This is a genomic window from Rhodococcus daqingensis, assembly GCF_042665615.1.
In the GTDB taxonomy this organism is placed as follows: domain Bacteria; phylum Actinomycetota; class Actinomycetes; order Mycobacteriales; family Mycobacteriaceae; genus Rhodococcus_G; species Rhodococcus_G daqingensis.
Genome location: NZ_JBHTCS010000016.1, coordinates 14,723 through 39,217, shown reverse-complemented (window position 1 = coordinate 39,217; position 24,495 = coordinate 14,723). Strand labels below are relative to the sequence as shown.

The window sequence follows — 24,495 nt, the reverse complement described above, 5'->3', positions numbered from 1 at the left end:
GCCTACCCTAGTCCGTCATCGCGGCGAGCCGGTTCCCGGGTCGCCACCGCGGTCGCCGGCGGCTCGTTCGTCCTCCGCGGCGGCGTCGAGTGCGCGTCGCGTCATTCGGGTGGAGACCATGCCCATCGCGGCGATCGCGCCTGCGACCCCGGCGAGAACGATGACCAGCCCGAGCCCCGGACCCGGTTCGAGCGCGGCCAACGCGACGGTGGCGAGCGCGAGAACCGCGGCGGCGGCACCGAGCGAGAACAGCGCGAGCCGCCCCATCGAGAGACCGCGCCGCTGCCCGGTCACAGGCTGCGGACCCAGTTCTCCAGCAACGCGGCGCCCGCGTCGCCGGACTTCTCGGGATGGAACTGGGTGGCCGAGAGCGGTCCGTTCTCCACCGCGGCGAGGAAGGGCCCGCCGTGGTCGGCCCAGGTCAACTTGGCGGGCGCGATCAGGTCCGAGTCCGCGAGCTCCCACTTCTGCACGCCGTAGGAGTGCACGAAGTAGAAGCGGGTGTCCGCATCGATTCCGGCGAACAGCACGCTGTCCGCCGGGGCCTGCAGGGTGTTCCAGCCCATGTGGGGAAGCACGTCGGCCTTCAGCATCTCGACGGTGCCCGGCCACTCACCGCAGCCGTCCGCCTCCACGCCGTGCTCGACGCCCCGCTCGAACATGATCTGCATGCCGACGCAGATACCCAGCACCGGCCTGCTGCCGGCGAGCCGCTGGCCGATGATCCGCTCCCCGCGGACCGCACGCAGACCCTCCATGCAGGCCGCGAAAGCGCCGACGCCGGGCACGACGAGGCCGTCCGCGGCCAGGGCCGCCTTCGGGTCGGAGGTCACCTCGACATCGGCCCCGACGCGCGCGAGGGCTCGCTGAGCCGAGTGCAGGTTGCCGGAGCCGTAGTCGAGGAGGGCGACGGAGGTCATGACCCAACTCTATCGGCCCGGCCGAGCGCCACCGGAATCACCAGCGCGATGGCGGCGGCCGCGACCGCGAACACCCAGCCGTACCCGGCGAATCCGGCGACCACGCCGAGCGCGAGCGCACCGATCCCGGTGCCCGCGTCGTAGCTGATGTTCCATGCCGCGCTCGCCGCGCCGAGTCGCGACGGCCCGGCGCCGGCGAACAGCGAGACCAGGGCCTCGTTCTGGCAGGCGCCGAACCCCAGCCCGAACGCCACCGCGGCCGCCATCAGCAACCCGACCTGCCCGTCGCCGATCACCCCGGCCGCGAACAACGCGGCGCCGAGCGTCGCGCAGGCCAGGGCGGGCACCATCGACCGACCGTGGCCGATCCGGTCGGCCAGCGCACCGGCGCCGTACCGTCCGACCAGGATTGCCCCGCTGACCACCGCCAGCGCCACACCCGCGACCGCCGCCCGGTCCTCGACCGCGATCGGCAGCAAGCTGGTGACCCCGCCGTACGCCGAGGCCACGGCCACCATCGCCAGGCACGGCACCAGCAGCAGACCCAGCGGCAACCGTCCCCGCGGACCGGAACCCGCCGGCCGAGGGATCGAGGGCAACGCGGCGATCGAGGCGATGGACAGCAGCGGTACGAGCGCCCCGAGCACGAACACGAGCGAGGACTGGCCGCGCCCGAACAGGGCCAAACCCAAGGGCAGGGCCACCATCTGGGCCAGGGAGATGGCAATGCCCTGGGCGCCGGTCGCCCGGCCGAGGATCTGCTTCGGCGCCAGCTCCCCGATCAGGGCGCTGCCGGCCACCGTCACCAGCCCGAAGCCGATTCCGCGCACCGCCGAGATGATCAGCGCGGGGACGGCTTCGGTGGACAGCAGGAAGCCGAGCGCGGGCAGACCGAGCAGCAGGCAGCCGACGGCGAGCACCCACCGGTACCCCCAGGTCCGCAGCAGGGTCGGCGTGCACAGTTGGGTGGCGACGGTGGTCGCCATGAAGATCGCGGTGCTCGCGCCCGCGAGCGCATCAGAGCCGCCCGCGAGCGAGATCGCCAGCGGGACCACCGGCAGCAGCAACGACCACCCGCCGAAGGTGGTCGCGCCCATGAGGAACGCCACCGGCAGCCCACGGGTACGCCAGAGGCCGCCGGGCACCCCCGCCCCGGAGACCGTGCCCATCAGATCAGCCGCAAGACCCCACCGGCGGCCGCGATGATCGCCAGCGCGAGCAGGACACCGGAGGCGAACTTGTTGACGGTCCACATCGAGTACGCGCCGCCGAGCGCGAATCCGGCCGCGATGAACAGGACGTAGATCAAGGCGTCACTCATCTACAGCGCACCCTTGGTCGACGGCACCCCGGACACCCGCGGGTCCGGCTCGACGGCCTCACGCAGCGCGCGGGCGACCGCCTTGAACTCGGCCTCGGTGATGTGATGCTGATCGCGCCCGTAGAGGACCCGCACGTGCAGCGCGATCCGCGCGTTCGAGGCGATCGACTCGAACACGTGCCGGTTGATCACCGTGGCGTAGGGCACCCCCGGATAGCCGCCGATGACGGCGTGCAACATGTGCTCGGGTTCGCCGGTGTGCACGCAGTACGGGCGGCCGGAGACGTCGACGGAGGCGTGCGCGAGGGTCTCGTCCATCGGGATGAACGCGTCGCCGAAACGCCGGATGCCCCGCTTGTCGCCGAGGGCCTGGCCGAGCGCCTGGCCGAGCACGATCGAGGTGTCCTCGACGGTGTGGTGGGCCTCGATCTCGATGTCGCCCTCGGCCTTGACCGTCAGGTCGAAGCTGGCGTGACTGCCGAGCGCCGTCAGCATGTGGTCGAAAAACGGTACGCCGGTGGAGATGTCGACGATCCCGGTGCCGTCGAGGTTCAGCTCGACGGCGATACTCGATTCCTTGGTGGTGCGCTCGACCTTCGCGATCCGCCCGGTCATCGTGTCTCCTCAGTGATTTCCGTTGTGACGAGTTCCGTTGCGACCAGCTTCGTGCTCACCCGCAACAGCTCGTCGTTCTCCGCGGCCAGGCCAATGGTCGCACGCAGGTAGCCCTCGATCCCCACATCCCGGATCAGCACGCCCTCGTCGAGGTAGCGCCGCCAGGTGGCGGCAGCGTTGGTGAACTCACCGAACAGCAGGAAGTTCGCGTCCGACTCGATCACCCGGAAGCCCATCGCCGCGAGCTCCCCCGACACCCGGTCGCGCTGCGCCGCGAGCTCCGCGACGCTGGCCAGGGTCTCGTCCGCGTGCCGCAGTGCGGCCCGCGCCGCGGCCTGCGTGACCACCGACAGGTGGTACGGAAGCCGTACCAGCAGAAGCGCTTCCACCACCGCGGGCGCCGCCGCCAGGTAGCCGAGGCGGCCGCCGGCGAAGGCGAACGCCTTGCTCATGGTCCGACTGACGACCAGCTTGGTGGGGAACTCGTCGATCAGCGTGATCGCGCTCGGCGCCGAGGAGAACTCGCCGTACGCCTCGTCGACGATGACGATGCCGGGCGCCACGGACAGCAGCCTGCGCAGGTCCGCCAGCGGGACGCTGTGTCCCGTAGGGTTGTTCGGGCTGGTGACGAACAGGACATCGGGGCGGTGTTGCGCGATCGCCGAGACCGCGTCCTCCACGTCGAGCGAGAAGTCCGAACGACGGAACACCGGCACCCAACGGGTCTCGGTGCCGTCGGAGATGATCGGGTGCATCGAGTACGACGGCACGAAGCCCATCGCGCTGCGACCGGGACCGCCGAACGCCTGCAGCAGCTGCTGCAGGATCTCGTTGGAGCCGTTGGCCGCCCACACGTTGGCGGCGGTGACCGCGACGCCGGTCTGTCCGGTGAGGTAGGCGGCCAGGTCGGTCCGCAGCGCCACCGCGTCGCGGTCCGGGTACCGGTGCAGCTCGGCCGCGGCCGCCCGCACCGACTCGGCGACGTCGTCGATCAGCGCACGGGTCGGCGGGTGCGGGTTCTCGTTGGTGTTCAGCTGCACGGGCACGGTCAACTGCGGTGCGCCATAAGGAGACTTCCCACGCAGGTTGTCCCTGATGGGTAGCTCGTCGATGCTCGCCGCCGCGCCCGGTACCGAGACGCCGCTCACCGAAGCGCCTCGGCGGCGGTGCCGTCCGTCAAAGCCTCGAAGCGCAGCCGCACGGCCTCGCCGTGCGCGGGCAGGTCCTCGGCGTTCGCCAGTGCGATCACGTGCCCCGAGACGTCCTTGAGGGCGGCCTCCGAGTAGTCGACGACGTGGATGCCACGCAGGAAGGTCTGCACGCTCAATCCCGAGGAGTGCCGCGCGCAGCCCGCGGTCGGCAGCACGTGGTTCGAGCCCGCGCAGTAGTCACCGAGGCTGACCGGCGACCACGGGCCGACAAAGATCGCGCCTGCGGAGCGGACCCGGGCCGCCACCGCCGAGGCGTCCTCGGTCTGGATCTCGAGGTGCTCGGCCGCGTACGCGTTGACCACGCGCAGGCCGTCCTCGACAGAGGAGACCAGCACCGTCCCGGACTGGCTGCCCGCCAGCGCCGTCGCGACCCGCTCGCTGTGCTTGGTGAGCTCGAGCTGGGCGGTGAGCGCGTCGTCCACCGCGTCCGCGAGCTCCACGCTGGTGGTGACGAGCACGCTGGCGGCCATCACGTCGTGCTCGGCCTGGCTGATCAGGTCGGCGGCGACGTGCACCGGATCGGCGGTGTGGTCGGCGAGGATCGCGATCTCGGTCGGTCCGGCCTCCGCGTCGATCCCGACCAGCCCGCGGCACAGCCGCTTGGCCGCGGTGACGTAGATGTTGCCGGGCCCGGTGATCAGGTCGACCGGCGCCAGCTCGGCCCCATCGGTGTCGGAGCCGCCGTAGGCCAGCAGCGCGACGGCCTGGCCGCCACCGACGGCCCACACCTCGTCCACGCCGAGCAGTTCGGCAGCCGCGAGGATCGTCGGGTGCGGCAGGCCACCGAAGGCGGCCTGCGGCGGCGACGCCACGACGAGCGACTCGACGCCTGCGGCCTGCGCGGGCACGACGTTCATCACCACGGAGGACGGGTAGACCGCGTTGCCGCCGGGCACGTAGAGCCCGACCCGGTCCACCGGCACCCAGCGCTCGGTCACCGTGCCGCCGGGCACCACCTGCGTGGTGGTGTCGGTGCGACGCTGGTCGGCGTGCACGAGCCGGGTCCGCTCGATGGCCACCTCGAGGGCGGCGCGCACCGCCGGATCGAGCTCGGCAAGCGCCTTGGTCAGCTCGGCGCGAGGCACCCTGACCTGGCCCGGACGGACCCCGTCGAACTTCTCCCCGAACTCGAGGGCCGCCTCGGCGCCCCGGTCGCGAACGGCCTCGACCATCGGGCGCACCTGATGGAGCACCGCGTCCACATCCACTCCACCTCGGGGCAGCGCGGCCCGGAGTTCGGCCGTGGTGGGTGTTCGACCGCGGAGATCCACGCGGGCGAGCTCGGTGCGGGCAGGCATGAGGGTCCCTTCAGAGAAATGGGGGTGTACTGCTGATTATCCAGGATAGGTCCACACGATTTTCCGCTGGCCGTCGCGACCGCGAGTTTCGTACATCCATGCCCTGTGCCGCGGCCCCCTTGCGCCTACGCCGACGAGGCGGTGCGCTTGACGTGACGGCACCCGGCCGCGTGACCAGCGGACGGCCTTCCCGAGTGGAACACGCCGGTCTTTCCCGTGGACCTCGCGTGAGCTTCGGACAGGAGTGACCATGAAGGACAATCCGCGGACGCTCGCCGAACGACCGCCCGCGATCCCCTCCGGCGATGACCTCGAGCGATTCGCCGGCTACGGGGTCATGGGTGCGCCCTTCGCCAGCGGCCACTGTCTGGCCCTGAGGCACTTCCCCGCCAGTTCCATCGGCGAGGGATACGACGCGGTGTGGCACCGGGACCCGGCCGGCCGCTGGGCCATCTTCAGCAGCAACAAACCCGAGAACAGCTGCTCCCGGTATTTCGGATCGGCGCTCGAGGAGGCCCGGTCCGCGCACATCTCGGTGACTTGGACCGGCTCGCACACGCTCACCGTGGCGGTGGACGAAAAGATCGTGTGGGATCTCGAGCTGCGTACATCACCGGCCACCGCGGCCATGACACGCATTGCCGGGCTGATGCCTGCCGCGTGGTGGAATAGCGACACGGTCCTGAAACTCATGTCCCGGTTCGCCGGCCGTGCGCTGGGCGTCGGACGCATCCGGCTGACCGGCCGCGCCTCGAACGGCCACCGGTTCCGTGCCACCCCTCGCATGTTGTGGACCGTCCAGGGCTCCCGGGCAACGATCGACGGCGTCGACATCGGTCCCCCCGGGCCCCTCGCCGAGCAGGCGCGACTGGGCGACTTCTGGCTGCCGCAGCGCGCGATCTTCGCCATCGGCGAGACCTATTTCGACCCGTCACCAGCCGATTGACCGATCGCTTCCGCTCGGCGAGAGGATGCACTCGCCGCACGAGCAGCACGTCCGACCGCCACCGCGACGATCGACGCCACGATCACCCCGCACACCACGGGCACCCAGCTCCCGACGCGGGCGTACACGGTGTCCTCCCCCGCTGTCGGCACGTCGACGATCAGCGCGCCGCTGTCGGCGGCCGGCATCCATGCGAGCCGGTTGCCCCGCGCGTCGAAGGCCGCGGAGACGCCGGTGAGCGCGGCCACCGCCACCGGGCGTCCGGCCTCGGCGGCCCGCAGCGCGCCGAAGCTCGCGAGCTGCGCGGGCGCCCAGCTGCCCTGGAAGGTCGCCGTCGACGTCTGGTACAACAGCAGTGCGGCGCCGTTGCTCGCCTGCACACGGGCCAGATCCGGGAAGGTCAACTCGAACGAGATCAGCGGACCGATCGCCAGTCCGTCGACGCTCATCACCACCAGCCGGTCGCCCGCCTGCCGGTTCTGCCCGGCCGCCTCGGTGACCCGGGTGAGCCAGCCGAGCTGGTCACGGAACGGCACGTACTCGCCGAACGGCACCAGCCGGGTCTTCCGGTACTCGGCCTCGACTCCGTTCCGGCCGATCAGTGTCGACGCCTTCGCGATGGCTCCGCCGTCGGCCCGGGCGTCGACGTTCACCAGTAACTCCGCCCCGATGGAGTCCGACAGCGCGGTGAGCCGATCGAGCACATCGGGCCGGGCGGTGAGGTCGTCGCCGACGCTGCTCTCGCCCCACACCGCGAGACGCACCGGGCGGCCGAGTCCGCGGGTCAGCACTTCCTGACGGGTCAGCAGGTCCTCGTGCCCGATCCCCGGTTGCACGAGTGCCACGGGCACAACCGGGGTCCCGGGGAGCTCCGGCCGTGTCGCGGACCAGAGCGGACCCGCGGCGACCGCCACGAGGAGGGCCGCCGCGCCGACAGGCCGCGCCGCTCCGCGACCCATGATCAGTATCGCGATCCCGACGTTCGCTGCGATCACGGCGAAACCGATCAGCCACACCCCGCCGAGCGAGGCGAGCACGAGCACGCTCGGTCGGCGCCACTGCGTCGCGCCGAGCAGCGACCAGGGGCCGCCGAGCCACTGCCAGGACCGCACCGTCTCGATCAGCACCCAGCCGGCCGGAATCGCGACCACCGCCAGCGCCGCCCGGCCCGGCGTCGTGGCGCCCCGCAGCAGCGATCGCGCCAGCACTCCCCACCCGGTCCACAGCAGCGCGAGCAGAGCGATCGCGAACGGGAAGAAGTACACCAGGTTCGGCGCCAGCCAGTACTGCGTCGCGGCCAGGAACCCGACACCGGCGAGCCAGCCACGCAGCGCCGCCTCGCCCGGGGTGTCCGAGGCGCGCAGCAGGAGCAGGACCGGCACCAGCGCCACCCAGGCCAGTGGGTCGAGGCCCGGCTCGGGGAAGGCGACCAGCGGCAGCGCCCCGGCGATCAGGGCGGCGCCGCGGGGCGGCCAGCGCGACCGCACCGCTCAGACGGCGGTGAGGGCCGGCACGGCTGCGGCCGGCGTGCAGCCCCTGATGAACTCACCCACCCGTGCGATCGCCTGCTCGGCCTCCGGGATGATCCCGGCGGCCGCATGGAAGACGTGGACCTGGCGGTCCCAGACCTCGAGGGTGACCGGCACCCCCGCGGCACCCAGCCGCTGGGCCATCAGCTCCGCATCCGGGTAGAGGATCTCCGTCGAGCCGACGTGGATCAGCACCGGCGGCAGGCCCGCCAGCACCCCGTTGACCGGCGACAACCGAGAGTCCGCGCCCGCGCGCGCCGCGGCCACCCCGGCCAGCGCGATGAGAACCGACCGCGGGATCAAGGGACAGTGGTCGGCGCCCGGGTGCGCCAGCTTCGTCGCCGGGTCGATGTCGGTGAGGGGCGAGAGCGCGACCAGGCCGGCCGGCCGCGGCAGACCCAGCTCGGCGATCGCGATCGCCGTCGCGAAGGTCAGGTAGCCCCCGGCCGAGTCGCCCGCGATGACGATCCGTTTGCCCTCGTAACCCTGCTCGAGCAGCCACCGGTACCCGGCGACGCCGTCCTCGATCGCCGCGTCGATCGGGTACTTGGGCAGCATGCGGTAGTCGACGGACAGCACCGGCGCCCCGGCCGCGGCGGAGATCCGGGAGACCAGCGCACGGTGGGTGTTGAGCCCACACGTGAGGAAGCCGCCGCCGTGCAGGTACAGCACCACCGCGTCCCGCATCGCATCGCGGGCCTGGAGCCATTCGGCGTCACAGCTCGCCAGACGAACACGGCGTCTGCCCACCCCTCGTCCGGGCGGAACGACCCTGGCCGCGAAGTCGAGCGCGCCTGCGGGCCACCACGGACTCGGCCAGCGGGCCCATATCTCGAGGGCGGGCTTGCATGTGAGCCGAATCGACTCGGCCAGGATCCGCGACCGCAGGCTGGCACCGGCGATGAAATGCGGCTCGGCGGCGACCGCGATCCGTGGGGATCGCGTGGACCTTGCCCGGCGGGTGGACCGCCCCGACGGCGATGTGTTCGCAGTCATCTGAGCTCCCGGCGTGTGTGCCAAACAACCACTGCCGAAAGTTCAAAGGCAGTCGAATCATGGTACGTGATCCAGAACACATTTACGAGCACGTAACAATCGAGCCCCCAGGTCAGGGCGTTCGACTGCGGCCGGGAAAGGGGACCTCGGTCGGTGGCCGCGACGTGCGCACGGGATTACCGTGGAGTCGAGGGTCCGGCCGCGAAGTGGCTATGCGAGCGGCCGGGCCCCCCACGATCGTCGGAGTCGAGATGACCACTTGGGCCCTGCTGACGTTGGCGGTGGGGGTTCTCCTGATCGTGGTCGAGGCGCACACCCCGACCGCGGGGATTCTCGGTGGTCTCGGCGCCCTGCTGGCCGCCGCGGGTGTGTGGATGCTGTTCACCTCGGATGGCGCGGGCCAGGTGATCGCGGTCCCGGTGACGGTCGGAGTCCTGGTTGTCGCCCTCGGCGTGACGGCGCTGGCCGGACGAAAGGTCCTGGTGGCGAGGCGCCTGCCGGTCCACAGCGGTCCCGAGTCCCTGATCGGCACGAACGCCATCGTCCGGAACTGGACCGGCTCGCAGGGTCAGGTGGAGACGGCGGGCGGACTGTGGCGCGCCAGGATGGAGCTCGGGTACGAGCGGGACCAGGAGCCATCCGAGGGTGAATCCGTCGTCGTCGAACGGATCCGCGGGCTCACCCTGACCGTGCGTCCCCTCGAACCGTGGGAGTGGTCGCCGTGACCGTCCTGCTTTCCCTTCTCGTCGTCTTCCTCCTCTTGGCGTTGGTCGTGCCCGGAACCTCGGTTCGGATTCTGCGCGAGTACGAGCGCGGTGTGGTGTTCCGCCTGGGCCGGGTCCTCGAATCCAAGGGGCCCGGGCTGGTCCTGCTGATCCCGGCGGTCGACCGGATGGTGCGGGTGAGCCTGCGCACGGTGACGCTCAAGATCCCGGTCCAGGAGGTCATCACACGCGACAACGTGCCCGCGAAGGTCACCGCCGTCGCATACTTCCGGGTGATCGACGCGGACCGGGCGATAGTCGAGGTGGAGGACTTCCTGCTCGCAACGCTGCAGATCGCCCAGACGACGCTGCGCTCGATCCTGGGCAAAGCCGAACTCGACGCGCTGCTGGCCGAGCGGGAACGGCTGAACGAGGATCTGCAGAAGGTGATCGACCAGCAGACCGAACCGTGGGGCGTCAAGGTCACCACGGTGGAGATCAAGGACGTCGAGATCCCGGAGAACATGCAGCGGGCCATCGCCCGGCAGGCGGAGGCCGAGCGAGAGCGTCGGGCGAAGATCATCAACGCCGAGGGCGAGTTCCAGGCCGCGGAGAAGCTGGCCCGCGCGGCCGACATCATCAGCCAGAACCCGACCACCCTTCAGCTGCGGTACCTGCAGACGCTCCGCGAGATCGGCGGCGAGAACAACTCCACCGTCATCTTCCCGCTGCCCGTCGACCTGATCCGCCCGTTCCTCGAGGCCGGGCAGCGGGTGGGAGCCGCCGAGAGCGCGCCGGCCGACGCCCCCGCGCCGACCCCGGAGGCGCCCGCCCTCGATCAACCCAACGGGGTGCCGATACCGATCACCGAGCACAGTCACCGCTAGGTTCGAATCGGCCACCCTCCCCCACTCGGCTGCCCTACCCTGCTGGCGTGACCCGAACCCTGTGCGCCCTGGCCGCGATCTTCGTACTCGCCGCCGCTCCCGCACTGGGAGGGCAGCCCGCGCACGCCGAGCCGACCGGCCTCGGCGCCGGGTTCGAGTGGGGAGTGGCCACCTCCGGTTTCCAGTCCGAGGGCACGCCACCGGACAGCAACTGGTCCCGCTACCTGTCGTCGGGCAAGACCCACGACCCGTACGGTCCCGGGCCGGACTTCCGGCACCGCTACCGCGAGGACATCGCCAACGCGGCGGCCCTCGGCGTCGACGTGTTCCGCTTCTCCGTCGAGTGGGCGCGGGTACAGCCGACCCCCGGCGCCTGGGACGAGGCCGAGTTCGCCTACTACGACGAGGTGATCGAGGAGATCCGCGGACACGGCATGAAACCGATGATCACCCTCGACCACTGGGTGTACCCGGGGTGGATCGCCGATCGCGGCGGCTGGGCCGACGCGGACACCCCGGCGCGCTGGCTGGCCAACGCCGAGCGGGTGGTCGCCCGGTACGCCGACGCAGGCGCCGATTGGATCACCTTCAACGAGCCGACGGTGTTCGTACAGAAGGAGCTGACCTTCGGCGGCATCTCGCCGGCCACGGCCCCGCAGATGCTCGACCGCATGGTCGCGGCGCACCGCAGCATCTACGACACCATCCACCGGCTCGACCCCGACGCCCGCGTCTCGAGCAACGTCTCCTACATCCCGGCCGCGATGGGGGCGGTGGACGCGGTGTTCGCGAACCGGGTGCGCGACAAGCTCGACTTCCTCGGTCTCGACTACTACTACGGCGTCTCGCTCGACAACCTCACCGCCGCGAACGCGGTGACGGACGCCTTCTACGACATCCGGCCGCAGCCGGACGGGATCTATCACGCCGCGCTGTACTACGCGCGCAAGTATCCGGAGCTGCCGATCTACGTGGTGGAGAACGGAATGCCCGCCGACAACGGCGCGCCCAGGCCCGATGGGTACACCCGCGCCGACCATCTGCGCGACCACGTCTACTGGCTGACCCGCGCCAAGACCGACGGCGCCGACGTGATCGGCTACAACTACTGGTCGATCACCGACAACTACGAGTGGGGCACCTACCGGCCGCGGTTCGGCCTCTACACGGTCGACACGCTGACCGACCCGGCGCTGACCCGCAGGCCGACCGACGGGGTCGCCGCGTACCGCGACCTGATCGCGGCGGGCGGGGTGCCCGACGGGTACCGGCCGGTGATGGCGCCCGCGTTCTGTTCGCTGGTCAGCCCGCCGCAGAGTTGCCTGAACCCGCCCGATCCCTGGTCAACCGGGTCGGGCTCGACCGGGGCCGGGCGCTAGCGGGTGAGCGTCAGGCGTACCGTCGCCGCAGGTTCTCGAGTGTCGCCGAGATGCCCTTCGCGTTCTTCTGGGGAAACTTGCCCAGCTCCAGGGACTTGGCCAGCTTCGAGCTGGAGTAGTCGAACACCTCGGTGACCTGCGTCTGCGGCACCGGCGCATCGGCCGACGAGACCTCGGCGAACTCCCACCGCCACCGATGCCCGAAGGGATGCCGCCACTCGATCACCCGCCCGTCCTCGAACGCGGTGACGGTACTGGTGACGCGGTAGGGGAAGCCGAACATCCGCATCGACATCGAGAACGTCGAACCCCGGTCGAGCCGGTCCGGTCCGATGACGGTGGCCTGCACGGTTCCCGATCCGTCCAGCTCGTGATGTCGTCTCGGGTCGGCGACCAGGCCGAACAGTTCGTTCGCGGGGGCATTGACCAGGACGCGGCGGGCGACCTTGCGGGGTCCCAGGTCGACGGGCTCGACTGCGAGTGCGGGCATGGCCACAAGATACGCGTGGCTCCCCCACCTATGCTTTCAGCGGCGGGGCATTGGCGCGCGTGTCGCCCGCGCGTTGCACCGGGGAAGGTGGAGTTCTCATGGCCTGGCAGATGTGGTTCGCGTTCCTCGGCGCCGCCTGGGTGATCAGCCTGTCGCCGGGCGCGGGCGCGATCGCGTCGATGTCGACCGGCCTCAGCCACGGTCTGCGCCGTGGCTACTGGAACATCCTGGGCCTGCAGATCGGCCTGTTGTTGCAGGTGGTGATCGTCGCGGCCGGCGTGGGCGCGCTCCTCGCCAGCTCGGCACTGGCGTTCACCGTCATCAAGTGGTTCGGCGTGGCCTACCTGGTCTACCTCGGGATCCGGCAGTGGCGGGCCGCACCCGCCGAGGTGTCCGCGGACACCGATTCCGGCCGCCACTCCGCGGCCGCCCTGGTCGCGCGCGGATTCCTCGTCAACGCCAGCAACCCCAAGGCCGTGGTCTTCATGCTGGCCGTGTTGCCGCAGTTCCTGGACCCGGCCGCACCTCTGATCCCGCAGTACGCGATCATCGCCGCGACGATGATCGCCGTGGACGTCATGGTGATGACCGGTTACACGGGGCTTGCCGCGCGGGTGCTGCGGATGATGCGCTCACCGAAACAGCAGCGGGTCACCGGCCGGGTGTTCTCCGGCCTGTTCTTCGCCGCGGCGGCGTTCCTGTCGCTGGTGCGCCGCGGCGCGACGGCCTAGGGCATGTCTCCCAATCCCCATTTCGGCGCACCTGGCGTCCAATCGCCGCCCGGCGGCGTTGTCGTCGGCGCCGATACAAACCCGGTATCGGCTTCTCCTCCGCCTTGCCGGACGACGATTGTCTCGCCAGGTGCATCCGAGAGGGATTAGGACACACGCCCTAGCCGCGGCGCCGGGCGGGTGGTCAGGCCTGCGTCGCCCCGATGTTGACCATCCAGCCGATGCCGAACCTGTCGGTGCACATGCCGAACTCGTCGCCCCACATCTGCTTCTCCAGCGGGACCGTCACGGTGCCGCCGTCGCACAGCTTCGCCCAGTAGGCGCGCAGCTCGTCGGCATCGTCGCCGCTGAGACTCACCGCCATGGTGTCCCCGGGCCGGAACTCCACGCCTGGCGGGGTGTCGGCCCCCATCAGCGTGTATCCGCTGGGGGTCTCCAACATGCCGTGCATGATCAGGTCGGCCTCCGGGGCGTCCGGGGCGCCGAACTCACCGAAGGTGTTCAGGTTCAAGGTGCCTCCGAAGACGCCCTGGTAGAACTCCATTGCCTGCCTCGCGTTGTCGGCGAAGCTGAGGTACGGGTTGAGACGAGAGCTCATCGGTGCTCCTTAGTCCGCGACCAGTGTCCGGTCCAAGCAGACTAACCCGGATCTCCCGTCACATGTCGAGGCCGAGGTCGAGCACGGTGACCGAATGCGTCAGGGCGCCGACCGCGAGGTAGTCCACCCCGGTGCGGGCGTAGTCGGCCGCGACGTCGAGGGTGAGCCCGCCCGAGGACTCCAGTTTGGTCTGCGGCGCCACCGCATTGCGCCGCTGGACCGCGGTCTGCGTCTCCCAGAGCGCGAAGTTGTCCAGCAACACCAGCTCGACGTTCTCCGCGAGCACCTGGTCGAGCTGGGTCAGGCTGTCCACCTCGACCTCGCACTCGATGTCCGGCGCCGCCGCGCGCACCGCATTGAGCGCGGCGACCACGGAGCCGGCCGCGGCGACATGGTTGTCCTTGATCAACGCGGCGTCCCCGAGCCCCATCCGGTGGTTGACCCCTCCGCCCATCCGGACCGCGTACTTCTGCAGCGCCCGCAATCCGGGCAGGGTCTTGCGACTGTCGCGGATCCGGCAGTCGGTGCCCCGCACCTCCTCCACCCAGGCCGCGGTCGCGGTCGCGATGCCGGACAGGTGGCACATCAGGTTGAGCATGGTGCGCTCCGCGGTGAGCAGGTCCCTGGTCGGGGCCAGCACACTCAGCACCGACTCCCCGGGCCGCACGGACGCGCCGTCCTCGACGCGCCCGAGCACCTCGTAGTTGCCCGCGCCGACCACCTCGTCGAGCACCAGCAGTCCCACGTCGATCCCCGCCACTGTGCCCGCCGCCCTGGAGACCACCGAGGCCTTGGCCACCGCACCCGCGGGCACGGTCGCGACCGAGGTGATGTCGGGGCCGTACCGCAGGTCCTCGTCCAGTGCCACCCGCACCAGGGCGAGGATCTCGTCGCGGTCCAGGCCGTCCGCCAGCGTGGTCATCGTGCTCCTGTCGAAGTCGTCACAAGTGGATCTGTCGCTAGTTCCTGGCCGTCACGAGATCTGGCAGCTCGAGTTCGCCGCCGGAACCCAGCCGCACCTCGATGCCGTGGCGCAACGACTCCGACGTCTCGGGGAAATCGCTGCGCGTGTGACAGCCGCGGCTCTCCGTCCGCGCACGCGCCGCCAACACCAGGGCGGCGGCCGTCACGGTGAGCGCCGCGTCCTCGAGGGCCGTCGCGTCGGCCGGGACGAGGTCCACGGACTCGGCGAGTTCGAGTGCCGCCGTGGACAACCCGGCCCCATCCCGGACGACGGAGGCGTGCGCGGTCATCAGCTCCTGCACCCGACCGCGGTCGAGGTGCGGCAGCGGCCGCAGCTCCGCGGAGCGGATCTCCACCGAGGTCCCGGCCCGCTCGGCGGCGGCCGCGCCTGCCCGCTCCCCGACCACCAGGCCCTCGAGCAGGCTGTTGGAGGCCAACCGGTTGGCGCCGTGCAGGCCGGTGCGGGCGACCTCGCCCGCCGCGTAGAGCCCGGGCACCTCGGTGCGCCCGTGCACGTCCGTCACGACGCCGCCGCACGCGTAATGTGCCGCAGGCGCAACGGGGATGAGCTGGTGCGCGGGGTCGATCCCCGCGGCCAGGCAGGACGCGGTCACCGTCGGAAACCGCTCCGCGAACCCGGCCAGCCGGCGCGCGTCGAGATAGACGTGGTCGGTGCCGAGGCGGCGGATCCGGTCCGCGATGGCCCGCGAGACCACATCGCGCGGCGCCAGGTCCCCCATCGGGTGCACACCGGCGGTCACCGAATCGCCGTTGCCGTCCACCAGGATCGCTCCCTCGCCGCGCACGGCCTCACTGATCAACGGCCGTCGGCCGACACCGCCGGGGGTGAACAGCACGGTCGGGTGGAACTGCACGAACTCGACGTCCGCGACGGCCGCGCCGGCGTCCAACGCCAGCGCGATGCCGTCGGCGGTCGCGCCGGGCGGATTGGTGCTGCACGAATACAGCTGCCCGAGCCCGCCGGTGGCCAACAGCACCGACGGCGAGTGGATCACGCCGATACCCTTGTCGGACAGCACGATCAGGCCGGTGACGCCGCGCGAGTCGGTGACGACGCGAGCCGCGGCCGCCCCGAACAGCACCGGCATCCCGGCCGCGCCGAGCGCGCGCTGCACCTCGGCACCGGTCGCGTCGCCGCCTGCGTGGATGATCCGGCGGGTGCTGTGCCCGCCCTCCCGGGTGCGCGAGATGACGCCGTCGCGCCCGAGGTCGAAGACCGCACCGAGGTCGGTGAGCGCGGCGACCGCGGCGGGACCGCCGGAGACGATCGAGCGCACGGCGTCCTCGTCGCACAGCCCCGCACCGGCCGCGCAGGTGTCGACCACGTGCGACTCGACCGAGTCCGTCCGCAGATCGCCCACGACCGCGATCCCGCCCTGCGCGTACTGCGTGGCGGTGTCGGTCGGACCGCCCTTGCTCACGGTGAGCACCTTCAGGCCCCGCAGCGAGGCGGCGCGGGCGGCGGTCAGGCCCGCCACCCCGCCGCCGACGACCACGAGGTCGGCGTGCGCCTCCCAGCCCACCCGGCCGGCAGGCGTCATTACTCGCCGCCGCCCGGGTTGCCGATCTCGATCATCCGCTGCACGGACTTGCGGGCCCGCTCGGCGGTCTCGAGGTCGACGTGCACCTCGTCCTTGCCCTCGATCAGGCAGCGCAGCAACGCGGCCGGGGTGATCATCTTCATGTACGGGCAGGAGGCGCGGTCGTTGACGGCCTGGAAGTCGATCTCCGGCGCGGCCTTGCGCAGCTGGTGCAGCATGCCGACCTCGGTCGCGACCAGCACCTGCTTCGCGTGGCTCGCGCGCGCGGCGTCGAGCATGCCGCCGGTGGACAGGATCTTGACCTTGTCCTCCGGGACGAAGCCCTCGCCCGCGAGGTACAGCGCGGACGTCGCGCAGCCGCACTCCGGGTGCACGTACAGCTCGGCGTCGGGGTGCGACTTGGCCTGCGCGGTGAGCTCGTCGCCGTTGATGCCGGCGTGCACGTGGCACTCGCCCGCCCAGATCTGCATGTTCGTCCGGCCGGTCACCCGCTTGACGTGCGCGCCGAGGAACTGGTCCGGCAGGAACAGCACCTCGCGGTCGGGGTCGATCGAGTTCACGACGTCGACGACGTTGGACGAGGTGCAGCAGATGTCGGTCAGGCCCTTCACCTCGGCCGTGGTGTTCACGTAGGACACCACCACCGCGTCGGGGTAGTCGGCCTTCCAGGCCCGCAGGTCGTCCGCGGTGATCGAGTCGGCCAGCGAGCAGCCGGCGCGCTCGTCCGGGATGAGCACGGTCTTGCTCGGGCTGAGGATCTTCGCGGTCTCGGCCATGAAGTGCACGCCGCAGAACACGATGGTGTCCTCCGGCGCCTCGGCGGCGATCCGGGACAGCGCCAGCGAGTCGCCGACGTGATCGGCCACGTCCTGGATGGCGGGCAGCTGGTAGTTGTGCGCGAGCAGGGTCGCGCCGCGTTCCTTGGCGAGGCGCCGCACCTCGGCCGCCCACTCCGGAGTGGCCTCCACACCTGTGTAACCGCCGGGTGCGTCCGTGATCGAACCCGCACCTGCCCACAACGTCGATGTCATGGCCTTGCTCCTTCACCGTGGATCCGGTCGGTCTGCGCCGGATCTGCCATCCGATTCCCCACGTGGGGGTTTCGATTCTCGGGGTTTTCGACTTAGGATCGAAAACATGCCCCATCCTAGCACCGTCCACGAAGTGCTCACCGCGGTCTTCCAGGTTCGCGACTTCGGCGGCCGCCCCGAACTGGCGGTACTGCTGTGGCAGCGGGCCCTGGACCCGCAGAAGGGCACCTGGTCGCTGCCCGGCGGACAGCTCGGCGACGACGAGGACCTGACCACCTCCGCCCGGCGCCAGCTCGCCGAGAAGGTCGACGTGCGCGAGGTGGCGCACCTCGAGCAGCTCTCGGTGTTCAGCGATCCCGCCCGGGTGCCCGGCGACCGGCGGATCGCGTCGACCTTCCTCGGGCTGATCCCCCTGCCGTCGGACCCGCACCTGCCCCCGGACACCGCCTGGCACGCGGTCTCCGCCCTGCCCGAGATGTCGTTCGACCACGGGGTCGTGGTGGAGCACGCGCGCGCCCGGCTGGCCGCCAAGCTGTCGTACACCAACATCGCCTTCGCCCTGGCGCCGGCCGAGTTCGCGATGTCGACCCTCCGCGAGATCTATTGCGCCGCACTCGGATATCAGGTGGACGCCACCAACCTGCAGCGGGTGCTCGGCCGACGCGGGGTGCTCACGCCCACCGGAACCACGGCGCCGTCGGGCAAGGCGGGCGGGCGGCCGCCCGCGCTCTACCGGTTCGCCGAGTCGAGGCTGCGCGTCACCGACGAGTTCGCGGCGCTGCGACCCCCGAGTTAGGCCTCGAGCCGACTGTGCACCTGCTGGGGCATCGGCCCGGGAAGGTCATCGGCAGGTGCACTCTCGCCGACGGCAGGCGCACCCTCGGCGGGGGCGCCGCCGACGCCGAGGTCGTCGCGCGGGCTCATCGACGCGAGCACCAGGTATACGAACGCGGCCACCAGCGGTTGCAGGATGAGCACCATCGCGGTCCCCAGGCCCGGCGAGACCGGAACGATCTGCCCGGCGACGGCGTCGGGCACCTCCGGGAACCGCAACCCCGCGACCCCGAGTCCGACCACGGCGGCGGCCGCGGCGCCCGCGACCGATCCGATCAGCAGTCCGGCCACCACGACGGGTCCGCGCACCGACCGCCAGAGCCAGGCCGCGGACGCGGTGAGCACGCCCACCGTCAGCCCGGCGCACAGGAACAGCGCGACGGCGTCGAACTGGTGCCCGCTCTCGGAGGTCAGCGACGCCCCGCGGCCGTCGGCAACCACCAGGAAGTGCTGCGCGGGCACGAGCAGCCCCCATCCGACCCCGGCGATCGCACTGGCCGCGACCACCGCCACCACGATGCGCGCGGCGGCTCGGATCTCCGACCTGTCGATCGACACGGTCAGCGCAGGCCCAGGTAGGCGGAGTCGATGACCCCGTGCCGGGAGCACTTGGCCCACCATCCATCGGGGCTGACCTGCACGATCATCCGCCTGCCGCAGTCCTCGCAGAAGCGCGGCGGCTCCAGGCCGAGCTGGGCCGCGGCCGGGACGGTGTCCTCGAAGCCCGGCACCACTCGCCGCCCGGTGAACGGGTTGTAGCGCTCGACGATCTCGTCGACGGGCGCGGTACTGCTCAGCTCTTGCGGGAACGTCACGGGATCCAACCCTAGATGGTGTCGTTGAGGACCTTGATCGGCATCTGCAGCTCGCCGAGCAGGTCGAGGTCCTGTTCCGCCGGGCGACCCAGCGTGGTCAGGTAGTTGCCGACGATGACAGCGTTGATGCCGCCGAGGATGCCCTTCTTGGCACCGAGGTCGCCGAGGGTGATCTCCCGCCCGCCGGCGAACCGCAGGATGGTGCGCGGCAGCGCGAGCCGGAACGCGGCGACCGCGCGCAGCGCGTCGCTGGCGGGCAGCACCTCGAGGTCGCCGAAGGGGGTGCCCGGGCGCGGGTTCAGGAAGTTCAGGGGCACCTCGTCGGGATCGAGCTCGGCCAGGTTGGCGGCGAACTCGGCGCGCTGTTCGAGGGACTCCCCCATGCCGAGGATGCCGCCGCAGCAGACCTCCATGCCGGCCTCGCGGACCATCTTCAGAGTGCCCCAGCGCTCCTCCCACGTGTGCGTGGTGACCACGTTCGGGAAGTGCGACTTGGAGGTCTCGAGGTTGTGGTTGTAGCGGTGCACGCCCATCGCGGCGAGCTGGTCGACCTGCTCCTGGGTGAGCATGCCGAGCGAGCACGCGATCTGGATGTCGACCTCGTTGCGGATCGCCTCGATGCCGGCCGCGACCTGCGCGAGCAGCTTCTCGTCCGGTCCGCGGACGGCGGCGACGATGCAGAACTCGGTGGCGCCGGACTTAGCGGTCTGCTTGGCGGCCTCGACGAGACTCGGGATGTCGAGCCACGCGGCGCGGACCGGGGAGGCGAACAGCCCGGACTGCGAGCAGAAGTGGCAGTCCTCGGGGCAGCCGCCGGTCTTGAGCGAGATGATGCCCTCGACCTCGACCTCCGGGCCACACCACTTCATGCGCACGTCGTGGGCGAGGCCGAGCAGTTCCTCGAGGCTATCGTCGGGCAGCTGCAGGACGGCGAGCGTCTGCTCCTGGGTCAGTCCCTCACCGCGCTCGAGGACCTGTTCCCTGGCGACGGCGAGAATGTCGGTACGGGCGGGGGCCTGGGTCACTGCAACTCCTCGGGGGCTGGACATGGTGGGTGCAACTTGGACTTGAACACCGCGGCGAGCCGCGACTTGAACACCGTGCAAGTTGAACGGCGTTCAGGTTAGGGTCGTGGTGGAATGGTGTCAAACGCCACACGACAATTCAGGGGATGAACAACAGTGCAGCTGCGACGCGGTGATGTCCTCGACGGGGCGATCGCCATCCTCGACGAATACGGCCTCGGGGATCTCACGATGCGCAGGCTCGCCACCTCGCTCGGCGTCCAGCCGGGCGCGCTCTACTGGCACTTCCCCAACAAGCAGACCCTGCTCGGCGCCATCACCGATGCCATGCTCGCCGGCGTCTCGGCGCCCATCGACGCCGCGGACTGGGACACCCGGCTCCGGACCGTCGCGCACCGCATCCGCGACTGCCTGCTCGCCCATCGCGACGGGGCCGAACTCGCTTCGGCGTCGTACGCGGCTCGGCTGACCACCAACGACGCCAGGGACACGCTGACGGCGGCCTGCCACGATGCCGGACTGCCCGCGGACGAGTCCGAGCTCGCCGGCGACACGCTGCTCTACTACATCCTCGGCCAGACCATGGACGAACAATCCCGCATGCAGATGGACTCGCACGGCGCCCTCACCGAGTCCGCGTCACCGCTCGTCGAGTCGATGACGAGCGCGGGACCCGACGCCACGACCCGGTTCGAGTACGGATTGAGCCTGTTCGTGGACGGCGTGCGGAGCCGGCTGCGATCTCCGGCCCGGGACTGACCCCGCGCGGCGCCCCGTGCGCCCACAATGGGTGAATGGTCGGCCGGTTCGGCTCGCGCGCGGTCACGGTAGTGGCCGCGGTGCTCATCGCTGCGACGGGAGCCCAGTCGCCCGCACACGCCGAACCCGCGGGACCGCCCGGCAGTATCGCCGCCTCGCGGCCGCTGGTGCGGGAGCACTGGATCCCCGGTGCGGCGGACGCCCACCTGGTCACCTACTGGTCCACCGGCCCGGGCGGCAAGCAGGCGCTCAGCACCGGCGCAGTCTTCGTCCCGCCGGGCCAGGCCCCGCCCGGTGGCTGGCCGGTGGTGTCCTGGGGGCACGGTGCGGTCGGGCTCGCCGACCAGTGCGCGCCGACGGCGAGTGGAATCCTCGGCGGCGGGTACCTGACGCGCTGGCTCACCCAGGGGTACGCCGTGGTCGCGACCGACTACGTGGGCCTGGGCACCCCCGGCATCCACCCGTACCTCGACGGCCGGTCGGAGGCGTACAGCATGGTCGACATGGTCCGCGCCGCCCGTGCCGTGGCACCTACCCTTTCCCGGAAGTGGGTGGCGCTCGGCCAGTCCCAGGGCGGCCAGGCCGCGATGGTCGCCGCCTCTCTCGCCACCGGGTACGCCCCCGAACTCGACTACCTGGGCGCCGTCGGCCTCGGGGTGCCGTCGAACATCGAGAACCTCGCGCCCCTCGGCGGCCCGGGCTTTCCGGAGCTCCCCCTGACGGGCACAACCGTGTTCATCTCATACATGCTGGCCGGGCTGCGGGCCACCCGTCCCGACATCGACGTCGACGGCTATCTCAGCCCCCTCGGCCGCGAGGTGCTCGATCGGGCGGAGTCGCTCTGCTACACCGAGGCCGCGGAGGCGTTCGCGGGAATCTCGATCGGTGAGCTGCTCTCCCGGCAGCTGGACGACCCGGTGATCCTGACGGCCCTGCGCGAGATGCTGGAGATCCCCACCCAGGGATACGACCGCCCGTTCTTCATCGGGCAGGGGGTGCTGGACGAGGTCGTTCCCGCGCCGCTGACCCTGAAGCTGGTCGCGGACCTGACGGGCAACGACCAGCGCTTCACCTTCCGGCCGTACCCGGCCGGGCACATCGGCACCATGCGATTGTCGCTACCCGACGCGACGGACTTCGTCCGCGAGGCCTTTAAGACCCCCTGAGCTCAGCTCTCGCCGCGGCGGAACAGCTTGTTGCCCAGCCAGACGATCGGGTCGTAGCGGCGGTCGGCGACGCGTTCCTTCATCGGGATCAACGCGTTGTCCGTGATGTGGATGTTCTCCGGACACACCTCGGTGCAGCACTTGGTGATGTTGCACAGACCGAGACCCTGCTCGCCCTGGGCGGCGTCGCGGCGGTCGGCGACGTCGAGTGGATGCATCTCCAGTTCGGCGATCCGCATCAGGAACCGCGGGCCCGCGAAGGCCTGCTTGTTCTCCTCGTGATCGCGCACCACGTGGCAGGTGTTCTGACACAGGAAGCACTCGATGCACTTGCGGAACTCCTGCGAGCGCTGCACGTCCACCTGGTGCATCCGGTACTCCCCCGGCGCCAGCCCCGCGGGCGGCGTGAACGACGGGATCTCCCGGGCCTTCTGATAGTTGAAGGACACGTCGGTGACCAGGTCTCGGATCACCGGGAAGGTCCGCATCGGGGTCACGGTGATGACCTCGTCGTGGGCGAAGGTGGACATCCGGGTCATGCACAGCAGTCTGGGTTTGCCGTTGACCTCGGCCGAACACGATCCGCACTTGCCCGCCTTGCAGTTCCAGCGCACCGCCAGGTCGGGCGCCTGGGTGGCCTGCAGCCGGTGGATGATGTCGAGGACCACCTCGCCCTCGTTGACCGGTACCGAGTAGTCCCGGAGGTCACCGCCGTCCACGTCACCGCGCCACACCCTGAAGCTCGCGTCGTAACTCATGACAGGCCCTCGCTTCCGTTGTCAGGCCGAGCCGGGATGTTCGGCGAGTTCGGCGTCGGTGTAGTACTTGGCCAGTTCGCCGAAGTCGAAGAGCTCCAACAGGTCCGCGCGCATCGCTTGTTGGGGTTCCGGTGCGACCGTGACGTCGGGAACCACCGTGCCCACGGCGGCTTCGGCGCCGCCCACCACGCTGCACACCAGCAGCGTGCCCCGCCATCCGGCGTCCATCGCCGGGTGGTCGTCCCTGGTGTGTCCGCCGCGACTCTCGGTGCGCATCAAGGCCGCCTTGGCGACGCATTCACTGACCAGCACCATGTTCCGGAGGTCGACCGCCAGGTGCCAGCCGGGGTTGAACTGCCGGTTGCCCTCCACCATGACGCCGGGTATCCGACTCCTGATCTCCTCCAGTTTCGCCAGCGCCTGCCGGATCTCGCCGTCCGTCCGGATGATGCCGACGAGATCGTTCATCGCCTGCTGCAGCTCGGTGTGCAGCGTGTACGGGTTCTCCGCGACCTCACCCTCACCGGGCGGGTCGAACGGCGCGAGCGCCATGGCCGCGGCCGCGGCCACGTCGGCCTCCGAGACCGTGGGCCTGCGTTCGAGCGACTCCAGGTAGTCCGACGCCCCGAGGCCGGCGCGACGACCGAACACCAGCAGATCCGACAGCGAGTTCCCGCCGAGCCGGTTCGATCCGTGCATCCCGCCAGAGCACTCCCCCGCCGCGAAAAGCCCCGGGAGGCTGGATGATCCGCTGTCGGGGTCCACCTCGATGCCGCCCATCACGTAGTGACAAGTCGGCCCGACCTCCATCGGTTCCCTGGTGATGTCGACGTCGGCGAGTTCCTTGAACTGGTGGTGCATGGACGGCAGCCGGCGCACGATCTCGTCGGCGGGCATCCGGGAGGCGATGTCGAGGTAGACGCCCCCGTGCGGCGTCGACCGCCCGGCCTTGACCTCCGAATTGATGGCCCTGGCCACCTCGTCGCGGGGCAGCAGGTCGGGAGTGCGGCGGTTGTTGTCCGGATCGGTGAGCCAGCCGTCCGCCTCCTGCTCGGTCTCGGCGTACTGGCCTTTGAACACCGGTGGGATGTAGGAGAACATGAACCGCTCACCCTCGGAGTTCTTGAGCACCCCGCCGTCACCGCGGACCCCCTCGGTGACCAGGATCCCCTTCACGCTCGGCGGCCACACCATCCCCGTCGGATGAAACTGGACGAACTCCATGTTGATCAGCTTCGCGCCCGCGCGCAGGGCCAGGGCGTGCCCGTCGCCGGTGTACTCCCACGAGTTGGAGGTGACCTTGAAGGACTTGCCGATCCCGCCGGTCGCCATCACGATCGCGGGCGCGTCGAACAGGATGAACCGCCCGGATTCGCGCCAGTAGCCGAACGCGCCCGCGATCCGGCCGTCCTCCCGCAGGAGCTCGGTGATGGTGCACTCGGCGAACACCTTGATCCGGGCCTCGTAGTCGCCGGTCTCGGCGAAGTCCTCCTGCTGCAGGGCGACGATCTTCTGCTGCATGGTGCGGATGATCTCGAGGCCGGTGCGGTCACCGACGTGCGCCAGCCGCGGGTAGGTGTGGCCGCCGAAGTTGCGCTGGCTGATCCGGCCGTCCTCGGTCCGATCGAACAGCGCGCCATAGCTTTCCAGTTCCCACACCCGATCGGGCGCCTCGCGTGCGTGCAGCTCGGCCATCCGCCAGTTGTTGAGGAACTTGCCGCCCCGCATGGTGTCCCGGAAGTGGGCCTGCCAGGAGTCCTTCGAATTGGCGTTCCCCATGGCCGCGGCGCAGCCGCCCTCCGCCATCACGGTGTGCGCCTTGCCGAACAGCGACTTGCAGACGACTGCGACCGAGTGGCCACGTTCGCGGGCCTCGATCACGGCGCGCAGCCCCGCACCTCCCGCACCGATCACGACGACGTCATAGCTGTGCCGTTCGACCTCGGCCACAGGCGGT

General features: G+C 70.7%; 27 protein-coding genes. 8 read left to right on the top strand and 19 right to left on the bottom strand.

The window, feature by feature from the left end; all coding sequences use genetic code 11:
• Nucleotides 1-15 precede the first annotated feature (15 nt).
• Genes ACFQS9_RS13550 through hisD form a run of 7 tightly spaced genes read right to left on the bottom strand, consistent with a single transcriptional unit; the run spans nt 16 to nt 5,365 of the window.
• Nucleotides 16-294: a hypothetical protein gene (locus ACFQS9_RS13550; RefSeq protein ID WP_378405453.1), complete on the bottom strand. Its 279-nt coding sequence runs from the start codon at nt 292-294 to the stop codon at nt 16-18.
• Nucleotides 291-920 carry an imidazole glycerol phosphate synthase subunit HisH gene (gene hisH / locus ACFQS9_RS13545; protein ID WP_378405451.1) on the bottom strand — a complete coding sequence of 210 codons (630 nt, stop codon included), beginning with the start codon at nt 918-920 and terminating at the stop codon, nt 291-293. Before hisH ends, ACFQS9_RS13550 begins: the two co-directional genes overlap by 4 nt.
• Entirely contained in the window at nt 917-2,089 is a 1,173-nt protein-coding gene (locus tag ACFQS9_RS13540; protein ID WP_378405449.1) for an MFS transporter, read from the bottom strand. The genes hisH and ACFQS9_RS13540 overlap by 4 nt, the downstream gene beginning before the upstream one ends.
• Nucleotides 2,089-2,241 (bottom strand): hypothetical protein, encoded by a 153-nt coding sequence (locus ACFQS9_RS13535; RefSeq protein WP_027503044.1) that lies wholly within the window; start codon nt 2,239-2,241, stop codon nt 2,089-2,091. The genes ACFQS9_RS13540 and ACFQS9_RS13535 overlap by 1 nt, the downstream gene beginning before the upstream one ends.
• Entirely contained in the window at nt 2,242-2,856 is a 615-nt protein-coding gene (hisB, locus tag ACFQS9_RS13530) for an imidazoleglycerol-phosphate dehydratase HisB (RefSeq protein ID WP_072751568.1), read from the bottom strand.
• Nucleotides 2,853-4,004, bottom strand: a complete 1,152-nt coding sequence (locus tag ACFQS9_RS13525) for a histidinol-phosphate transaminase (protein ID WP_378405446.1) — start codon at nt 4,002-4,004, stop codon at nt 2,853-2,855. Before ACFQS9_RS13525 ends, hisB begins: the two co-directional genes overlap by 4 nt.
• A complete protein-coding gene (gene hisD / locus ACFQS9_RS13520) occupies nt 4,001-5,365 on the bottom strand; it encodes a histidinol dehydrogenase (protein WP_378405444.1) in 1,365 nt (454 codons plus the stop codon). The genes ACFQS9_RS13525 and hisD overlap by 4 nt, the downstream gene beginning before the upstream one ends.
• Before the next feature lie 250 nt (nt 5,366-5,615).
• Between hisD and ACFQS9_RS13515 the strand changes: the two genes are divergently transcribed.
• On the top strand, nt 5,616-6,311 hold the full coding sequence (locus ACFQS9_RS13515; RefSeq protein WP_378405442.1) for a hypothetical protein: 696 nt from the start codon (nt 5,616-5,618) through the stop codon (nt 6,309-6,311).
• Here the strand turns inward: ACFQS9_RS13515 and lnt are convergent.
• Together lnt and ACFQS9_RS13505 are read right to left on the bottom strand one after the other, a co-directional pair.
• Entirely contained in the window at nt 6,284-7,798 is a 1,515-nt protein-coding gene (gene lnt, locus ACFQS9_RS13510) for an apolipoprotein N-acyltransferase (protein ID WP_378405440.1), read from the bottom strand. The genes ACFQS9_RS13515 and lnt overlap by 28 nt on opposite strands.
• Nucleotides 7,799-7,801: 3 nt before the next feature.
• Complete coding sequence (locus ACFQS9_RS13505) at nt 7,802-8,836, bottom strand: alpha/beta hydrolase (protein WP_378405438.1); 1,035 nt, start codon at nt 8,834-8,836, stop codon at nt 7,802-7,804.
• A 251-nt stretch (nt 8,837-9,087) separates the two neighbouring features.
• Between ACFQS9_RS13505 and ACFQS9_RS13500 the strand changes: the two genes are divergently transcribed.
• The 3 genes from ACFQS9_RS13500 to ACFQS9_RS13490 all read left to right on the top strand — a co-directional run bounded on the left by ACFQS9_RS13500 (nt 9,088) and on the right by ACFQS9_RS13490 (nt 11,806).
• The gene (locus ACFQS9_RS13500) at nt 9,088-9,561 is read left to right on the top strand and encodes an NfeD family protein (protein WP_378405436.1); all 474 of its coding nucleotides are present in this window, start codon (nt 9,088-9,090) and stop codon (nt 9,559-9,561) included.
• The gene (locus tag ACFQS9_RS13495; protein WP_378405434.1) at nt 9,558-10,427 is read left to right on the top strand and encodes a slipin family protein; all 870 of its coding nucleotides are present in this window, start codon (nt 9,558-9,560) and stop codon (nt 10,425-10,427) included. The genes ACFQS9_RS13500 and ACFQS9_RS13495 overlap by 4 nt, the downstream gene beginning before the upstream one ends.
• Before the next feature lie 104 nt (nt 10,428-10,531).
• Entirely contained in the window at nt 10,532-11,806 is a 1,275-nt protein-coding gene (locus ACFQS9_RS13490) for a glycoside hydrolase family 1 protein (protein WP_378405659.1), read from the top strand.
• A 10-nt stretch (nt 11,807-11,816) separates the two neighbouring features.
• Here the strand turns inward: ACFQS9_RS13490 and ACFQS9_RS13485 are convergent, their stop codons facing one another.
• On the bottom strand, nt 11,817-12,296 hold the full coding sequence (locus tag ACFQS9_RS13485) for an SRPBCC family protein (protein WP_378405432.1): 480 nt from the start codon (nt 12,294-12,296) through the stop codon (nt 11,817-11,819).
• Nucleotides 12,297-12,394: 98 nt separating this feature from the next.
• On the opposite strand from ACFQS9_RS13485, the gene rhtB reads away from it, so the two are divergent.
• Nucleotides 12,395-13,027, top strand: coding sequence for a homoserine/homoserine lactone efflux protein (gene rhtB / locus ACFQS9_RS13480; RefSeq protein ID WP_378405430.1), 633 nt, complete (start codon nt 12,395-12,397; stop codon nt 13,025-13,027).
• 184 nt (nt 13,028-13,211) lie between these two features.
• On the opposite strand, the gene ACFQS9_RS13475 is transcribed toward rhtB, so the two are convergent.
• The 4 genes from ACFQS9_RS13475 to nadA are packed head-to-tail and all read right to left on the bottom strand — an operon-like array spanning nt 13,212 to nt 17,181.
• On the bottom strand, nt 13,212-13,625 hold the full coding sequence (locus ACFQS9_RS13475) for a VOC family protein (protein ID WP_378405428.1): 414 nt from the start codon (nt 13,623-13,625) through the stop codon (nt 13,212-13,214).
• 58 nt (nt 13,626-13,683) lie between these two features.
• Nucleotides 13,684-14,547, bottom strand: a complete 864-nt coding sequence (gene nadC / locus ACFQS9_RS13470) for a carboxylating nicotinate-nucleotide diphosphorylase (protein ID WP_378405426.1) — start codon at nt 14,545-14,547, stop codon at nt 13,684-13,686.
• A gap of 37 nt (nt 14,548-14,584) precedes the next feature.
• A complete protein-coding gene (locus tag ACFQS9_RS13465; protein ID WP_378405424.1) occupies nt 14,585-16,150 on the bottom strand; it encodes an L-aspartate oxidase in 1,566 nt (521 codons plus the stop codon).
• Nucleotides 16,150-17,181 carry a quinolinate synthase NadA gene (nadA, locus tag ACFQS9_RS13460; RefSeq protein ID WP_378405422.1) on the bottom strand — a complete coding sequence of 344 codons (1,032 nt, stop codon included), beginning with the start codon at nt 17,179-17,181 and terminating at the stop codon, nt 16,150-16,152. The genes ACFQS9_RS13465 and nadA overlap by 1 nt, the downstream gene beginning before the upstream one ends.
• 106 nt (nt 17,182-17,287) lie before the next feature.
• On the opposite strand from nadA, the gene ACFQS9_RS13455 reads away from it, so the two are divergent.
• Nucleotides 17,288-17,977, top strand: a complete 690-nt coding sequence (locus tag ACFQS9_RS13455) for an NUDIX hydrolase (protein WP_378405421.1) — start codon at nt 17,288-17,290, stop codon at nt 17,975-17,977.
• Here the strand turns inward: ACFQS9_RS13455 and ACFQS9_RS13450 are convergent.
• Genes ACFQS9_RS13450 through bioB form a run of 3 tightly spaced genes read right to left on the bottom strand, consistent with a single transcriptional unit; the run spans nt 17,974 to nt 19,855 of the window.
• Nucleotides 17,974-18,573, bottom strand: coding sequence for a DUF2567 domain-containing protein (locus tag ACFQS9_RS13450; RefSeq protein WP_378405419.1), 600 nt, complete (start codon nt 18,571-18,573; stop codon nt 17,974-17,976). The two genes, ACFQS9_RS13455 and ACFQS9_RS13450, sit on opposite strands and share 4 nt — an antisense overlap.
• Nucleotides 18,574-18,575: 2 nt before the next feature.
• Nucleotides 18,576-18,830, bottom strand: a complete 255-nt coding sequence (gene bsaP, locus ACFQS9_RS13445; RefSeq protein ID WP_378405417.1) for a biotin synthase auxiliary protein BsaP — start codon at nt 18,828-18,830, stop codon at nt 18,576-18,578.
• A gap of 11 nt (nt 18,831-18,841) precedes the next feature.
• On the bottom strand, nt 18,842-19,855 hold the full coding sequence (bioB, locus tag ACFQS9_RS13440; RefSeq protein ID WP_378405415.1) for a biotin synthase BioB: 1,014 nt from the start codon (nt 19,853-19,855) through the stop codon (nt 18,842-18,844).
• Between the two features lie 156 nt (nt 19,856-20,011).
• On the opposite strand from bioB, the gene ACFQS9_RS13435 reads away from it, so the two are divergent.
• Both ACFQS9_RS13435 and ACFQS9_RS13430 read left to right on the top strand, forming a co-directional pair.
• Complete coding sequence (locus tag ACFQS9_RS13435; protein ID WP_378405413.1) at nt 20,012-20,614, top strand: TetR/AcrR family transcriptional regulator C-terminal domain-containing protein; 603 nt, start codon at nt 20,012-20,014, stop codon at nt 20,612-20,614.
• 35 nt (nt 20,615-20,649) lie between these two features.
• Nucleotides 20,650-21,780, top strand: coding sequence for a lipase family protein (locus ACFQS9_RS13430; protein ID WP_378405411.1), 1,131 nt, complete (start codon nt 20,650-20,652; stop codon nt 21,778-21,780).
• 2 nt (nt 21,781-21,782) lie between these two features.
• On the opposite strand, the gene ACFQS9_RS13425 is transcribed toward ACFQS9_RS13430, so the two are convergent.
• Together ACFQS9_RS13425 and ACFQS9_RS13420 are read right to left on the bottom strand one after the other, a co-directional pair.
• Nucleotides 21,783-22,538 carry a succinate dehydrogenase/fumarate reductase iron-sulfur subunit gene (locus ACFQS9_RS13425; RefSeq protein WP_378405410.1) on the bottom strand — a complete coding sequence of 252 codons (756 nt, stop codon included), beginning with the start codon at nt 22,536-22,538 and terminating at the stop codon, nt 21,783-21,785.
• A 21-nt stretch (nt 22,539-22,559) separates the two neighbouring features.
• Nucleotides 22,560-24,488 (bottom strand): fumarate reductase/succinate dehydrogenase flavoprotein subunit, encoded by a 1,929-nt coding sequence (locus ACFQS9_RS13420; RefSeq protein WP_378405408.1) that lies wholly within the window; start codon nt 24,486-24,488, stop codon nt 22,560-22,562.
• Between the last annotated feature and the right edge of the window lie 7 nt (nt 24,489-24,495).